11 protein-coding genes and 2 pseudogenes are annotated in these 16,035 nt (G+C 34.5%); 12 read left to right on the plus strand and 1 reads right to left on the minus strand.

Annotated elements, in window-relative coordinates; all coding sequences use genetic code 11:
- The first annotated feature begins 318 nt into the window (after nucleotides 1–318).
- The 7 genes and pseudogenes from LIZ98_RS08385 (at nucleotide 319) to LIZ98_RS08415 (ending at nucleotide 9,456) form a co-directional block, all read left to right on the plus strand.
- On the plus strand, nucleotides 319–3,990 hold the full coding sequence (locus LIZ98_RS08385) for a dynamin family protein (RefSeq protein WP_227139399.1): 3,672 nt from the start codon (nucleotides 319–321) through the stop codon (nucleotides 3,988–3,990).
- Nucleotides 3,991–4,061: 71 nt separating this feature from the next.
- Nucleotides 4,062–4,277 (plus strand): annotated as a pseudogene (locus LIZ98_RS08390) (PIN domain-containing protein); the annotation flags it as partial.
- Nucleotides 4,278–4,804: 527 nt separating this feature from the next.
- Nucleotides 4,805–5,332, plus strand: a pseudogene (locus LIZ98_RS08395) (ZIP family metal transporter); the annotation flags it as partial.
- 256 nt (nucleotides 5,333–5,588) lie between these two features.
- Nucleotides 5,589–6,107 (plus strand): CueP family metal-binding protein, encoded by a 519-nt coding sequence (locus tag LIZ98_RS08400; protein WP_041846488.1) that lies wholly within the window; start codon nucleotides 5,589–5,591, stop codon nucleotides 6,105–6,107.
- 402 nt (nucleotides 6,108–6,509) lie between these two features.
- Nucleotides 6,510–6,737 carry a DUF2933 domain-containing protein gene (locus LIZ98_RS08405; RefSeq protein ID WP_041845743.1) on the plus strand — a complete coding sequence of 76 codons (228 nt, stop codon included), beginning with the start codon at nucleotides 6,510–6,512 and terminating at the stop codon, nucleotides 6,735–6,737.
- A 100-nt stretch (nucleotides 6,738–6,837) separates the two neighbouring features.
- On the plus strand, nucleotides 6,838–7,659 hold the full coding sequence (lgt, locus tag LIZ98_RS08410; protein WP_227139400.1) for a prolipoprotein diacylglyceryl transferase: 822 nt from the start codon (nucleotides 6,838–6,840) through the stop codon (nucleotides 7,657–7,659).
- A 216-nt stretch (nucleotides 7,660–7,875) separates the two neighbouring features.
- Entirely contained in the window at nucleotides 7,876–9,456 is a 1,581-nt protein-coding gene (locus tag LIZ98_RS08415) for a multicopper oxidase family protein (protein ID WP_227139401.1), read from the plus strand.
- A 119-nt stretch (nucleotides 9,457–9,575) separates the two neighbouring features.
- Here LIZ98_RS08415 and LIZ98_RS08420 read toward each other — a convergent pair whose 3' ends face one another.
- Complete coding sequence (locus LIZ98_RS08420; RefSeq protein ID WP_160289635.1) at nucleotides 9,576–9,728, minus strand: hypothetical protein; 153 nt, start codon at nucleotides 9,726–9,728, stop codon at nucleotides 9,576–9,578.
- A 287-nt stretch (nucleotides 9,729–10,015) separates the two neighbouring features.
- On the opposite strand from LIZ98_RS08420, the gene LIZ98_RS08425 reads away from it, so the two are divergent.
- The 5 genes from LIZ98_RS08425 (at nucleotide 10,016) to LIZ98_RS08445 (ending at nucleotide 15,500) form a co-directional block, all read left to right on the plus strand.
- Nucleotides 10,016–10,630, plus strand: coding sequence for a CadD family cadmium resistance transporter (locus tag LIZ98_RS08425; protein WP_041845740.1), 615 nt, complete (start codon nucleotides 10,016–10,018; stop codon nucleotides 10,628–10,630).
- Between the two features lie 129 nt (nucleotides 10,631–10,759).
- Nucleotides 10,760–11,125 carry an ArsR/SmtB family transcription factor gene (locus LIZ98_RS08430; protein WP_227139402.1) on the plus strand — a complete coding sequence of 122 codons (366 nt, stop codon included), beginning with the start codon at nucleotides 10,760–10,762 and terminating at the stop codon, nucleotides 11,123–11,125.
- The gene (locus LIZ98_RS08435) at nucleotides 11,118–13,289 is read left to right on the plus strand and encodes a heavy metal translocating P-type ATPase (RefSeq protein WP_227139403.1); all 2,172 of its coding nucleotides are present in this window, start codon (nucleotides 11,118–11,120) and stop codon (nucleotides 13,287–13,289) included. Before LIZ98_RS08430 ends, LIZ98_RS08435 begins: the two co-directional genes overlap by 8 nt.
- Before the next feature lie 214 nt (nucleotides 13,290–13,503).
- Nucleotides 13,504–14,925, plus strand: coding sequence for a dihydrolipoyl dehydrogenase (gene lpdA, locus LIZ98_RS08440; RefSeq protein WP_227139404.1), 1,422 nt, complete (start codon nucleotides 13,504–13,506; stop codon nucleotides 14,923–14,925).
- A 167-nt stretch (nucleotides 14,926–15,092) separates the two neighbouring features.
- On the plus strand, nucleotides 15,093–15,500 hold the full coding sequence (locus LIZ98_RS08445; RefSeq protein WP_227139405.1) for a ZIP family metal transporter: 408 nt from the start codon (nucleotides 15,093–15,095) through the stop codon (nucleotides 15,498–15,500).
- Nucleotides 15,501–16,035 lie beyond the last annotated feature (535 nt).

A 16,035-nucleotide genomic window follows, 5' to 3' on the forward strand; every position in this document is an offset into this window, starting at 1 on the left:
TTCCATGCAGGGACCCTTTATAAATAAATTGTACAAAAAACCGCAAAAACACCAACTACGAAGTAATCGTCACTATCCAATTTCTTACCGTCTTTAACAAAGAGATTTAAAGCCCAATGGAGTTTGATTCCTTCAGCCGTTTTTGTAATTAATTATTTGCTGAGACTGTAGTACATTCTCAAAATGATTATGCGGCTTCTTATTCCGGCAAAACTTTTAACCTGTTAACATGATAAAAATTTGCCTTATTAGTGGGAAAATCGGCAAAAACCATTTAGAATAGGATTATCATAATCAATCTTACAAAGGGGTAGCAAAATGCACGTATCAACACTTGATTTCACAAAAGGGGACATTTGTTCAATTAACCGATTATTTGAATTGCATCAGTTTTACACAAAAAACGGCGATCTTCAAGCAGCGGATAAAATAAGGGATTTACTTGCCAAAGTAATGGATGGCGAAAAAATAATTGCTTTTTGTGGTCATTTTTCAGCCGGGAAATCAAGCATGATCAATTGGTTAATCGGGGCGGATATTCTTGCAGCCAGCCCGATCCCGACAAGTGCCAATTTGGTAAAACTGAAAGCCAGCGATAATATATCTTTTAAAATTTTTTATAAAGACGGGGCTGTCCGGGAATACAAGCCAACCGATTCCTTTGGCCACTTTAAACAGTATTTTAAAAATGGTGAGTCGATTAAAAGGGTAGAAATTGCATATCCGTCAAAATTTTTACCAAAGGGTGCGGTGATTATGGATACTCCGGGTATTGACTCTACGGATGATGCTCATCGTTTGGCAACCGAGGGAGCTCTTCATTTGGCGGACGCATTGTTTTATGTAATGGACTATAACCATGTTATGGCAGAAGAAAATTTTCTTTTTGCGAAAGAAATGGCAAATCATGGCAAAGAAGTTTATTTGGTCATCAATATGATTGATAAACATCAAGCCAATGAGTTGAGTTTTGACACGTATCAAAAATCAATAGCGGATGCTTTCCTTGCATGGGATATTCAACCGGTAAAAATTTTTTATACTAGTTTGAAAGAAATTGATCATCCACACAATGAATTAACTAGCATGGTTGAGGAACTTAGACATATCTTTGCGAAAAAAGAGCCGGTACCATTGGAAGGATCGCTCAGGCTAGTCATGGAAGAACATTTGCGCAAGGTTTCAGAAGATCAAGAAATGAGAAGGAACGAGCTCGAACAAAATCTATCGTCCATAACTGTTGAAGAACAAAACCATCTGGAGGCCGATTTAAAACAGTTGCAAGAAGAAATAGAGATAAAAGAATCCGGGTTACAAAATTTCCGGGATCAAATGATTGCAGATATCCAGGAAATGTTAAAAAATGCCTATTTAATGCCGGCAGAAACCCGTGAATTGGCCAAAGAATATTTAGAATCGGTACAAAAAGATTTTAAAGTCGGACTGTTCTTTTCCAAGAAAAAAACGGAAGAAGTGAGAAAGGCAAGATTCGACTTTTTTTATCAGGCACTACAAAAAACGGTTGATACTCAACTTAGTGTTCATTTGAAAAAACTGTTCCTGTCGACTTTAAAACAGTACAATATTCAACCATTCGAGATTGAAAGTCAAGTTCAAAAACTGACAATTCCTGTTAAAAATGAACATATTGAAAATGCCGTCAAACCGGGTGCTCTTGTGACCGGGGAATCCGTTTTACATTTTACCAATGAAGTAGCCGATAATCTAAAGAAATATGTTATCTCAATCAGTCATAATCTTTTGGCAAAAATTGAAACGGTATTGTTAGAAACACTTGAAACCGAACTGGACGGGATAAAACGAAAACATCAGGAACTACAACATTTATTATCAGCTAAAAATGAACTGGATCAAATGGATAAAGAATATAAATTTGTAAAAGATCAGTTATTGACGATTATGAACCGTGAAAATACTCAATTGGACCGTCATACTATTGAGGAAATCCAAACTATTGTTTATACCGAGTCACAAGTGAATGGGATTGTTGAGGAACCTTTGGAAGTGAATAAGGAAAATAAAGAACCACAAAATGATCAGACGAAAACTGTTAAAAAAGCAAGTACCGGACAATCTTTTGCTTTTCATCTTGAACAACAAAAAATCATTCAGAAATTGGAAAGAACAGCGGAATTGTTGACAGATATTCCCAATATGGACAAAATTCGCAAGCAGTTGATTGAAAGGGCTAATCGGTTGAATCAAAAGCAATTTACCGTTGCTTTATTCGGTGCTTTCAGTGCCGGTAAATCATCTTTTGCCAATGCGCTTGTTGGGGAGAAAATATTACCGGTCTCGCCGAATCCGACTACCGCCGCAATAAATCGAATCCTGCCGGCAAATGACGAACACCCGACAAAAACCGGTGTTGTTACGTTAAAAAGGGAAGAGCAAATGTTGGCGGATGTAAATGAAGCATTGGAAAAATTTGACATTGATGCAAAAAATTTGGAAGAAGCTGTATCGATTGTTGGGAAAATCATCCAACGAATTGATAGGACACAATCATTTCAAACACAAATTTCTTTTTTGACTGCTTTTGCCAAAGGATATCCGGTTTTTAAACATCAATTAGGGGAAAAGGTAACGGTTGGTCTTGAAGAATTTCAACAATTTGTGGCTTTGGAAGAACGATCCTGTTTTGTTGAAGCAATTGATTTTTATTATGAATCAGAGGCAACGAATGAGGGGATAGCTTTTGTAGATACACCGGGAGCCGACTCGATTAATGCACGACACACGGATGTTGCTTTTGATTATATCAAGAAAGCGGACGCGATTGTTTTTGTTACTTATTACAATCATGCATTTTCGAAAGCAGATCGCGAATTCTTGATACAACTTGGCAGAGTAAAGGATCAATTTGCCCTTGATAAAATGTTTTTTATCGTAAACGCCATTGATCTTGCCAACACAGAGGAGGAACTGCAAGATGTTCTTTCATATGTAGAACAGCAATTGTTAACTTATGGCATTCGAAATGCGAAAATTTATCCCGTTTCCAGTCAAAATGCTTTAAAAGAAAAACAGACCGGTGAAAAACATGGTTCCCGTTTCCCGCTGTTCGAACAAGATTTTTATCAATTTATTACGAATGATTTAGGACAAATCACTTTGCAAGCGGGTCAATCGGAATGGGAACATGCGGTGGATCGGTTGAAACACCTTATTGAAACAGCAAGTACAGATGAACAGATGAAAGAAGAAAAAAGAGAAACATTAAGGTCTGAAAAAGAGACAGCTGAACAATCAATTCGTACGTACACCTCCTCCATTTTAAAGGAACAAGTAAACGAGGAATTAAAAGAACTCATTTATTATATTTATCAACGGACGAATTATCGATTCAACGACTTTTTCAAAGAGGCGTTTAATCCGGCTACAATAAAAGGAAGCGGTCATGAGGCGAAAAAAGCTTTACATCAAGCAATGAAAGAATTACTTCATTTGGTTGGTTTTGACTTGGCACAGGAGTTAAGGGCTACTTCATTGCGGTTGGAAAACTTTTTATCATTGAAACTAAAAGAAATATATGAAAAGCTTTTACAACAATTACTAAAAATAAATGGGAATCTTTCTTTTTCGTTATATGAGCCAGATCGAGTCGAAACCGTTGTTTTTCAAAACGAATTAAAAGATCTTCCTCTTGATCTTTTTACCAAAGCTTTAGCCGGGTTCAAAAATACACGGACATTTTTTGAAAAGAATGAGAAAAAACAGATGGCTGAAATGATTCAAGCCATTTTGCAGGAACAGATGAAAGCAAACTTAGCAAAAAATGAAGCGGCTCTTTCCACCCATTTTACTGCCATTTTGGAACAGCAATTTGCCGAAATGATTGAACAAATACGCAGTGAGATAGCGGAACAATATGAAGGTTGGTTGTCGATTTTGGATGATAAAATCGATATTGGCCATTTAAAAAATCGTTTAAATGAGGTAGAATTATTATCTGTGAATCAAAGTTAGTTTTTGAGGTTTGAAATTTCTTATAGATAACGTTTGAGGTGACATGATTGAACAATAAACAATCGAAATTAATGTTAATCGATGGGATGGCTCTTTTGTTCCGGGCTTTTTATGCAACAAGTCCATCCGGTCAATTTATGTTTAATGACTCAGGTATTCCGACAAACGGCGTAAGCGGCTTTTTAAAACATATGTTTACGGCGGTTAACCGTTTTCGCCCGACCCATTTAGCTGTTTGCTGGGATATGGGTGCAAAAACTTTCCGCAATGAGTTATACCCTGATTATATACCCGATTTTAGATGGGAATATTAACAAAATATTAATATCAATAATGTAATTGAATTATTCCCAAGTTTGCTTGGGATTTATATATCAATATTTGTTTCGAAGATGACTTTTCAACGGTAATATAATGTAGTTTTTACACTTCTAATATATGAACAACCTCTTTATTCGAAAAGAGGTTGTTTTTTTAATCAGACAAAATTGTTATGTGCAATATATTTTTTGAATCAGGCTTAAAATTGTATGACCTTAAATAAATTGATACTAAAGCGAATAAACTATTAGAAGTTTCCTTTGTGTAGGGCGTAGTCATAATACAACTTGCTAAATGGCGCGTTTTCTTCCAACAATAAGTATTGTAATAATGGGATTTAAATGATTGGCTGTCATTTTGATAAGAATTAAAATGTTTCCTATGGTAAACATTTTGGGTTAAATTTAATTTATGTAAAATTATTAAAAGGAGTCCTCTTTTATGATTGATTTAGTTGATTTTTTTCAAAAATTAAATCCAATAATTAAATCCAATAATACAGGCATTTATAGCTACATTATTTACATGGGGAATGACTGCATTAGGTGCATCACTTGTATTTGCAACAAAAACAATAAACAAACGATTATTAGATAGTATGTTAGGATTTGCTGGAGGTGTGATGATTGCTGCCAGCTTTTGGTCCTTACTTGCTCCAGCTATTGAAATGTCTGAGGACAACTCCATAGGAAATTGGTTTCCAGCAGCATTTGGATTTTTATTAGGGGGGATTTTTTTATGGGGAATTGATAAAATTTTACCTCATCTTCATCCCAATACCCCTATTAGCGAAGCGGAAGGATTTTATCCAAAAGAAAGAAAAAGAAGTACATTGTTAGTCCTAGCCATTACCCTTCATAATATCCCTGAAGGTTTAGCTGTGGGAATTACTTTCGGCGCACTTGCAAATGGGGGAACTGAAGCATCTTTAGTCGGTGCCTTAACTTTAGCATTGGGAATAGGTATTCAAAACTTTCCAGAAGGTGTTGCTGTTTCTATGCCATTAAGGGCGGAAGGAATGATTAATCCACCCTTTCGCCTAAATTAGTAAATCAGTTGCATCTACATCAACAGGTGCTTAAACATAACAAGAAATACAACTGAAGTGCCTATAATATCCAAAATTTTTATGCGTTATATTAGGCCTTTTTTTCGTCCGTACAACGCTATTGCCCTAAATAACAGTTTTAAATTACTAAATTCACTTAAATCAATTTCTATGGTAAAATACCCTAAGACAAAATTTTCGGAATACAAATAAAGTGGGGGTGATTTAGATGAAAAAAGGTTTAGTAGGCTTGGTTGGGTTATCGTTTGCCTTTATATTAGCAGCCTGTAATAATGGTGTTGCAAATGAAGAAGTACAGGATATCAAGGGAATGGTTCACGATTATAGTGTTGGTAGTTATAATGATGTATCTGCTTCAATTACATCAAACGAACTCATTGTAACTGATAGTGAAAATAACAAGACTACTTATGACTTACCAAAAGATGAATTTTTTGTCTCAATTGCACCCTTTGTTAACAGAACACATCCCTGTACAAATCATAGCTTAACAGGTTGCCAAGGGGAATTAGTGGAAAAAGATTTTGATGTATTTATTCAGGACGAAGATGGTAATGTAGTAGTTGATGAAACAATGACATCATTTGAAAATGGATTTATTGATTTGTGGTTACCACGGGACAAAAAATATCAAGTGAAAATTGAATATAATGGAAAAGTAGCAAAGTCAGAAATTTCTACATTTGATGGTGACAATACTTGTATAACATCAATGCAGTTGTTGTAGTATTTATTCCTATACAACTTATAAATTAAGTTTTGAGAGTCAAAAATTATGTATCTAGTGTCAGTAGTGACTATAAAACATTTAAGTGATAACTAAATTACTGATAAAATAAGAAATTTTTACTAATAAAAAGTTCATAATATTTATATTAAAACAGTAGAATGCTTGGATCAAAAATATGATTCAAGCATTTTTTATTTACTTATCTTTAACAACGCAAATATTTTTCATTAATTGTACAAATTTTATCATCTAAATCTGCAAATTTATTTGAGATGTTAAGTAAGTAAAATTGAAAGGAGACTAAAAGTGATTTAGGAAATTCTCGAAAATTAAGGAAATAATTATAAAAAGTTGTTTCAAAATTTCTTGAGACAAATTATTAATTTAGGAGTGAGAAATATGGAATGGTTATACTATTTGCTTTTATTAGCATGTCCATTAATGATGATATTTATGATGTTTGGGCATGGACACGGGCATGGACATAAGCACGGGACAAATCATACTAATCATGACGATCACCATTCAAAGAATTTTGATCTAAAGGTGGAGAATCTTGAAATAGAAAATGAAAAATTAAGAAGTGAATTAGATGAATTAAAATCAATTGTTAAAAAGGAATCCTAATATATTCACATATTGTCTTTATATAATTTTTATTGAGTAAAATATGAGATTCTTAATATATTAGTAGTTTAACTGGGCGTTTAAGAAATGAGGAAGGTAAATGAAACCTTTAATTAGTATAGGACCGATTCCAATTTACTTTTTTGGATTAATGATTGCAATTGGTTTAATAATCGCAGTTTATTTTTTTCTAAAGGTAGCAAAACAAAAAGGGCTTAACGAAGATTTGTTGTTAAATGGAGTAACTTATTCATTTATAGGTGGAATAATCGGTGCGCGTATTGTCTATATACTGATATATAATCCTGCCTATTATTTATCACATCCAATTGAAATATTATTTATAAGTGAAGGTGGGCTTTCCATTCATGGTGGACTGTTGGGTGGATTACTAGTTGGTTACTTATATTTAAAAAAACACCGAATACCGATTTGGCAAACATTAGACATAGCTGCACCAGCAATAATCTTAGCCCAAGGAATAAGTAGAATTGGTTGTGATGTCTTTGGCGCCCCAACTAATTTACCTTGGGGAGTAGAGGTTAACGGACAATATTTACATCCTGCTCAGGCATATGAATTCCTTCTAGATTATCTGTTATTTGGCTACTTATGGTTACGTTTGAAAAAACCCTCTTATGAAGGGCAAGTGTTTATTCATTATTTAATAGGTTTTATGGTTATTCGAGGAATTGTTGAATTCACAAGAATTAATCCTATGGTTTTTGGACCTTTTAGTGTAAGTCATATAATGAGTTTAATCGGTATTATTATTGGGTTCGTGTTAATTAAATACAGAAAAAAACAAAATACTCCTATTAAAGAGGGTCCACCAATAACGAAAAAAGATTATATCGGCATTATATTTTTTGTTCTCATTTTGATGATAATTTCGTTATTTGTTTATTATTCAGTTTATTAAAATTAAAAGGGATTCCCAATTTAAAGATAATGAAGGCTGAAAACGATATTAAACAATTGTTTTCAGCCTATTATTTTTGTTCAAAATAAAAATTGGGTAAAACAGTTGAACGTCTAACTTATAAACTTATTTTTATGGTGAATACAGTGGAAATATTTAAAAATGCATAAATTCTTCATAGTCTCCTAGTAATATTCTGGAAGGGAGGGAAAATAAATGAGAAAAATAACTACTTTGATTATTATTTTAGGAATTAGTTTATTAGCTGCCTGTACACAACAAACTATAGAAACTGAAAACAATTCAACTCAAAAGTCTACAGATAAATCCTCACAAAATGTTGTACAGGTTAAGACGGAAGATACGAAAGGAAAAAAGGTAAATGAGATCAATTTACTCGCACAAGAGAAGGAATGGAAATTAAGTGCAGACAAAACCATAACTGCTTGGACTTACAACGGTACCATTCCGGGGGAGCAAATTCGAGTAAAACAAGGAGAAGTAGTTAAAGTCAACTTAAAAAATGAATTGGAGGAGCCTGTTTCGATTCATTGGCATGGTATTCCTGTTCCAAATACACAGGATGGAATCCCCGGTGTAACACAAGATGCTGTTGTCCCCGGTGAAACATATACGTATGAATTCGTGGCAGAAGATCCGGGAACTTATTGGTATCATTCTCATCAGGATGGAGTGAATCAATTAGACAAAGGAATGTATGGAACTATTATCGTAGAATCCGCAGAAGACGAAAAATATGATCGAGATTATACGCTTGTTCTTGATGAATGGGAATCAGGGAGTCACACAGAAACAGAATCACAAACTGAAACAAATGGAATGGAAGATATGAACCATAACGACATGGACGGAATGGATCATGATAGCATGGACATGGAAAACGGACAGATGATGATGACTCATGATATGTCGACATATGATATTTATACAATTAACGGAAAAACATATGAAGAAAATGAACCGTTAAAAGTAAAAAAGGGAGAAACAGTTAAATTAAGATTTGTCAACGCAGGATACATGGCACATCAAATTCATATTCCTGTTGAATATAAGGTAACTCATGTAGATGGTCAAAAAGTAAATAAACCTCAATTCGTAAACGGTTCAGTGTTTGAAGTCGCACCGGGAGAACGAATTGATGTCGAATTTGTTGCAAATGGTACTGAGGACTTTACCATTGATTGTCATGGTGAAATGGAAGCAGCGGCAGATATGAAAATCGATGTTGTTTATGAAGATGGAAACGGTGAAAAAGCCAAACATAATTCAACAACTGACTTGGTAGAACTCACTGCACTTGGCGAAAAAACGGAATCACAGTTTTCTTTAAATGATAATTTTGACGTTGAATACGAAATGGAACTTGGTACTGCGATGGACGAGAATGCAGGAATGGGTATGGTTTGGACAATCAATGGGAAAACATATCCAGATATACCACCTATAGAGGTTAATGAGGGAGACAAGGTAAAGGTTACACTAACGAATAACAGTATGGATCAGGCAGATCATCCTATGCATCTTCATGGTCATTTCTTCCAAGTACTAAGTAAAAATGGTGAAGAACTTAAGGGATCGCCTATCATTAAAGATACACTAAATGTTAAATATGGTGAAACATATGAAGTTGCTTTTGTTGCAGACAATCCGGGAAATTGGCTGTTTCATTGCCATGACTTACACCATGCTTCATCTGGGATGGTAACAACTGTTAAATATAATAATTTAAAAGAGTTTTATACTGATACTGGTAAAGTTGACAACAAGCCAGAATAATGTAAAAAGTATTTCCGTTTCTTTGGGGATATTTTATACTCAATCAATAAGTTTTTTTCATTCTTGGGTAGTTTCATTTCATAATTATTAAAGCGCCTTGAGTCATGTCAAGGCGTTTATTATTCTGTAATTTCTTTTTGTAATTCATTTATTACATCTTCCGCTAAATTGGTCGCTGCTTTGATCTTCTCTAAGGGAACATTAAGTCTAATTAGATTTTTTGCAACCTTTTTCATCACTTTATTTTCGATTTCCTTTTCAGAAGTAATCATAAACCTACACCCTCCAAATAATTAAAATGCCATATAATACAATCAAACCATGAAAGAATCAGCACTGCAACTAATATATAAGGGATAGTTTTAAGGTTCATAATGATTAACTGTCATACATAAAAGTTATGAATGCTTTTTTGATTTTGTAAATTAGTGCTTTAAATTATTCAAATATTCGTTTGACAAAAATAATATATAGCAGTAAAATAAAAAATGAAATTAACATTCAAATCATTGTTTGAATATCACCTGATGAAAATTATATACGATAGGAGTGATTAACTTTGTTAACAACGATAGTATCAGCTATTGTCTCATACATAGCGACAAGTATTGATTATATTGTGATTTTAGTTGTTCTATTTGCACAAGTGAAAAATAGAAAAGGTGGGGTAAGGGATATTGTTTTAGGGCAATATTTAGGCTTTACTGTACTTATTATCATTAGCTTATTAGCATCTTTTGGAATAGCATTTATTCCTCAACAATGGATTGGCTTGCTTGGTTTGATTCCAATTTTTATAGGGTTAAAAGTTTTATTTGAAAAAGATGAAGGAGACGAAGAGGATGAAGAAATTCTTGAATCCACTAACCGATTCAGCAATTTTATACTAAGTGTTACAGTCATTATGTTAGCTGCCGGTGGGGATAACTTAGGTGTCTATATTCCATACTTTACTGTGCTAAACACTATTGAATTAATCGTTACTATTGTAATTTATTATATTGCTGCGGCAGTGTTATTATATCTATGCCAACGTGTATCAGCTGTAAAAGGTATATCTGAAACAGTAGAAAAATACGAAAAAATTATCGTTCCAATTGTATTTTTAGCTTTAGGAATTATGATTATGTCTGAAAATGGAACTTTTAGTATGATATTAAATTGGTTCAATTAAACCATGCTATAAAAAGTTAAAATTTTTTACTGTATTATTCAAATAATCGTTTGAACATTTGTTTGTTCTCGAATACAATATAACTAAATTAGTTATTCAAATAATTGTTTGAATATAAGGGGGATAATTATGACAAAAGATATTTGTGAAGTGACGTGTATTAATGAGGAAAAAGTCACCAGAGCTAAAAATAACCTTGCTGAACAAAATCCGATGGAAGTAGCTAAAGTTTTTAAGGCTCTTTCCGATGATACAAGGGTAAAAATTGCCTATGCTTTGTCTTTAGAGGGAGAATTATGTGTTTGTGATGTTGCAAATATTGTAGGATCCACAAACGCTACAGCTTCCCATCATTTACGATTATTAAAAAATCTAGGTTTAGCTAAATACCGAAAAGAAGGAAAATTAGTCTTTTATTCATTGGATGATGAAAATGTAAAGAAGCTTATTCATTTTGCCTTTGAACACCAGAAGGAGGTTATTGAAGTTGAGTGAAGCAACAAAATCAGTAGATAAAAAAGTATATAGAGTTGAGGGTTTTTCCTGTGCTAATTGTGCAGGGAAGTTTGAGAGAAATGTAAAGGATCTTCCGGGAGTACAAGATGCAAAAGTAAACTTTGGAGCATCAAAAATTTCCGTATATGGAGAAGCTTCTATTGAAGAGCTAGAAAAAGCCGGTGCGTTTGAGAACCTTAAAGTTATCCCTGAAAAACCAGTAGGTCAGGCTGTACAAGGGAGTAAGGCAGAAAAAGAGGTTAGAAAAGAAGATAAAGTTCCATTTTATAAAAAACATAGTACATTACTTTATGCTTCTTTATTAATAGTTTTCGGTTATCTTTCCATGTTTGTAAATGGAGAAGATAATCTGATTACTTCTTTACTATTTGTAGCATCAATTGTGATTGGAGGATATTCACTTTTTAAAGTCGGTTTCCAAAACTTGCTACATTTAGATTTTGATATGAAGACTCTAATGACCGTGGCTATTATTGGGGCGGCCATTATCGGGGAATGGGCAGAAGGAGCAATTGTTGTCATTCTCTTTGCAATCAGCGAAGCTTTAGAACGATTCTCTATGGATCGAGCAAGACAATCGATCCGCTCATTAATGGATATTGCCCCGAAGGAAGCACTCGTTAGACGAAATGGACAAGAAATAATGGTCCATGTAGATGACATCATGATTGGTGACATTATGATCGTGAAACCCGGTCAAAAGATTGCTATGGATGGTGTGGTCGTAAGTGGCTACTCTGCCGTCAACCAAGCAGCGATTACAGGTGAATCAGTCCCTGTTGAGAAAACAGTTGGTGATGAAGTATTTGCAGGTACTTTAAATGAAGAAGGATTACTTGAAGTAAAAATAACGAAACTTGTAGAAGATACAACGATTTCTAAAATTATTCATCTTGTAGAGGAAGCACAAGGAGAACGCGCTCCTTCTCAAGCGTTTGTCGATAAATTTGCAAAATATTATACACCGATCATTATGATTATTGCAGCATTAGTAGCTATTGTCCCTCCTTTATTCTTTGATGGTAGTTGGGAAACATGGGTTTATCAGGGATTAGCTGTTCTTGTTGTTGGGTGTCCATGTGCGTTAGTCATATCGACTCCGATATCAATTGTTTCAGCAATTGGGAATGCGGCGAAAAAAGGGGTTCTTGTGAAAGGCGGAGTATACCTTGAAGAAATGGGTGCATTAAAGGCCATTGCATTCGACAAAACGGGTACATTAACAAAAGGTGTTCCAGTTGTAACTGATTATAAAGTGTTGAACCAAAAGGTAAATGAGAAAGAAATTTTATCGATTATTACTGCGCTAGAGTATCGTTCTCAACATCCCCTTGCTTCAGCAATTATGAAAAAAGCAGAGGAGGAAAATATTTCTTATTCGGATATCGTTGTAGAAGATTTTTCTTCCATTACTGGTAAAGGGATTATGGGCAGTGTAAATGGAACAACCTATTATATTGGAAGTCCCAAACTCTTTAAGGAGTTATCTACCACTAATTATGATAAGAATTTAGAACAGAAAGTAACAACTCTTCAAAATCAAGGGAAAACAGCTATGGTTTTTGGAACGGACAAAGAAGTCCTTGCAGTTATTGCGGTAGCTGATGAAGTCCGGGAATCAAGTAAAGATATCATTCAAAAGTTACATCAACTAGGAATTAAAAAGACAATTATGCTTACAGGTGATAACAAAGGTACTGCAAATGCTATAGGTCAGCATGTCGGAGTATCAGAAATTCAAGCTGAACTGATGCCTCAGGATAAATTAGACTACATTAAACAATTAAGGTCCGAGTACGGAAATGTTGCTATGGTTGGAGATGGTGTTAATGATGCTCCTGCATTAGCGGCGTCTACAGTTGGTATTGCAATGGGTGGAGCCGGTACTGATACGGCCATTGAAACAGCTGACGTTGCTTTAATGGGAGACGATTTAAGTAAACTTCCATTTGCTGTAAAACTGAGCCGGAAAGCCCTAAATATAATTAAAGCTAATATTACTTTTTCAATTGGTATTAAATTAATTGCCTTACTGTTGGTTATCCCAGGTTGGTTAACGCTTTGGATTGCGATTCTTTCAGATATGGGCGCAACCCTTTTGGTAGCATTAAATAGTTTGCGACTTATGAAAGTGAAAGAATAAAGGAAAAGGGTTTTCCAGAAGATTGGAAAGCCCTTTTCTTAAATAATTATAAAATAGTATAAGTATCCAGTCTTAAAAATGAAAAGATAGGGTATAAGTAAAACATCAGATTGTAATTACATATAGGTCTCCATATTTGAACAAAAACCATTTACTTCTTAACTAAAAGTAATTCTCTTCATTCAACTTAAAATCATCGAAGGAGGAAATCAAAATGGCTATTGAAGTAAAAAAAGATCTAGATTTGTTAGTTATAGGTGCGGGATCAGGAGGTTATGTGGCCGCCATACGTGCTGCTCAGTTAGGAAAAAAAGTGATGTTGGTGGATAAAGCAGAGTTAGGAGGGGTTTGCCTTAACCGTGGATGTATACCTTCCAAGGCTCTTATCAGCGCTTCTGAACGAGTAAAACACATAAAACATGCCAACTCAATGGGAATAAAGGTTTCTGGTGAAGTTGAAGTAGATATGCCAGAAGTAGTGAAATGGAAGGACGGTATAGTGAATAAACTAACGAATGGGATTCGGACTTTGCTGAAAGGCAATGGAGTTGAATTCATTAGTGGGGAAGCTTATCTTACTGATTCTCATATTGTAAAAATCAAAATCGAAAATGAAGAACAATATTATTCCTACAAAGACTTAATACTTGCGATAGGCTCATTACCTACTGAGTTAAAAAGTATGCCATTTGATAAAAAAAGAATCATCTCTTCGACTGAGGCATTGATGCTTCAAGAAGTACCAAAACATTTAGTTGTAGTAGGTGGTGGTTATATTGGTTTAGAATTGGGGACTGCTTATGCCAAATTCGGGGCTAAAGTGACTATCCTTGAGGGAACAGATACAATTCTTCCAGGTACGGACCCTTTGCTTACAAATGTAGTAAAACGTCATTTAAAGGAACTTGGAATCACAGTTATTACGAATGCTTTAGTCCAAGGCGGTGAAAATACAGGTGATGAAGTAAATGTTCATGTTCAGGTAAATGGAAAGAACGAGATCATTAAGGGAGATTATTGCTTAGTTTCAATTGGAAGAAAACCAAACACAGGGAAAATTGGATTGGAAAATATCGGGGTTGAATTAGACCAGCGTGGTTTTATTAAGATAAATGAAAAATGTCAAACAAACGTTGAACATGTCTATGCCATTGGGGACTGTGCTGGTGGTTATCTTCTTGCTCATAAAGCTAGTTACGAAGGTAGGATCGCTGCAGAGGTGATAAGTGGGTTAAAGAGTGTGATTGATTTTCAGGCAATGCCTTTTGTTATTTTCAGTGATCCAGAAGTAGCCTATACAGGATTAACGGAGAACGAAGCAAAGAAAGAAGGATATGAAACGGTTTCCAGTCGTTTTCCATTCCAGGCTAACGGCAGAGCTTTATCTGTTTCGGATGCCGATGGTTTTGTACAAGTTGTTGCGGATAAGGAAACTAATCGGGTGTTAGGTGTACAAATGGTAGGACCAGAAGTATCATCTCTTATTGCTGAAGCAGTTTTTGCAATCGAGTCTGGAGCAACAGCAGAAGATCTTAGCCTTACCATTCATGCACACCCAACTTTACCGGAACCACTCATGGAAGCAGCTGAAGGGGTTATGGGACATGCAATTCACATGCTGAATAAAAAACAGTAATGTGAATGCAGGAAAACCTGCACTTATCACAAGTGCAGGTTGAACTTTTTATTAATGGAGTGGGAATCAATGGACATTTTATTCTATGTTTTAACCGCCGCTTTCGCAAATGTCTTGGGTGGCCTTGTGATCTTTCTTAAAAAAATTGGTGAGGAATAAATGGCTTAATGGCCCTGAGTGCGGGAATACTTTTAACCATTGCAATTATGGATTTAATACCAGAAGCATTAGAAATTCATGAATCGAGTACTGTGTATATTATTATTGGATTTGGATTGATTTTTCTATTTCAACATTTTCTTGCTCCGCATTTTCATTTCGGAGCAGAAACCCACAAACATTCGCATTCTAAAAGTACAACCCTTGGTGCCTTATTAGGAATGTTGGTTCATACGATTGTAGCCAGTTTTAAAGTAGATGAAAGAATCGGATTTGTTGTGTTGATTGGTGTTTTACTACATAAAATCCCAGATGGTTTAACGATTTCTTCTACTTTGCAAGCTTGGAAAGCAAGAAGAAGGCAATCGGGGCAGCTTTCTTATTGGCTATATCAACGCTATTGGGTGCGATTGTAGCTCTGTCTTTAACTCATTTTTCACGGCTAATAACATCCTCCTTTCTATTGCTCTATCGATTACAGCAGGTATTATTCTGTATATAGCTACAGCCGATTTGTTACCTATGGTAAGCGCGACTGAAGATCGACCTATTATTCTCTTTTTCTTTGTGGGAATTATATTATATTTTCTACTTCACTGGATATTTGAGTAAATTGCTCCAGTCATACATTAGAGTTTAAAAATTTTATTTAGATGAAAAATTAAACTGGTTAATATAATCTATGAAAATAATATTAAATTGTTTGATTTTTTGTTTGATTGTTTATGAATATATGAAGGAGTTAAAATAACCATTTTTTCTGCTATAGGGTCTTTTATAGTAACTAACCAATAAATTTATTTCCTATAGTTGAAAGGTTATTATTTTTTTAAAATTTTGTTTCTGTTTCTGTTCCATTCACTTTGAAGAAAATATCTAAGTTTCCGAGATTAGAATAGGGGTTGCTGAACAAACAAAAAAACCAAATAGGAGAAGGATTTATGAGCTTTT

Source organism: Caldibacillus sp. 210928-DFI.2.18, from assembly GCF_020554505.1.
GTDB lineage: Bacteria > Bacillota > Bacilli > Bacillales > Caldibacillaceae > Caldifermentibacillus > Caldifermentibacillus hisashii.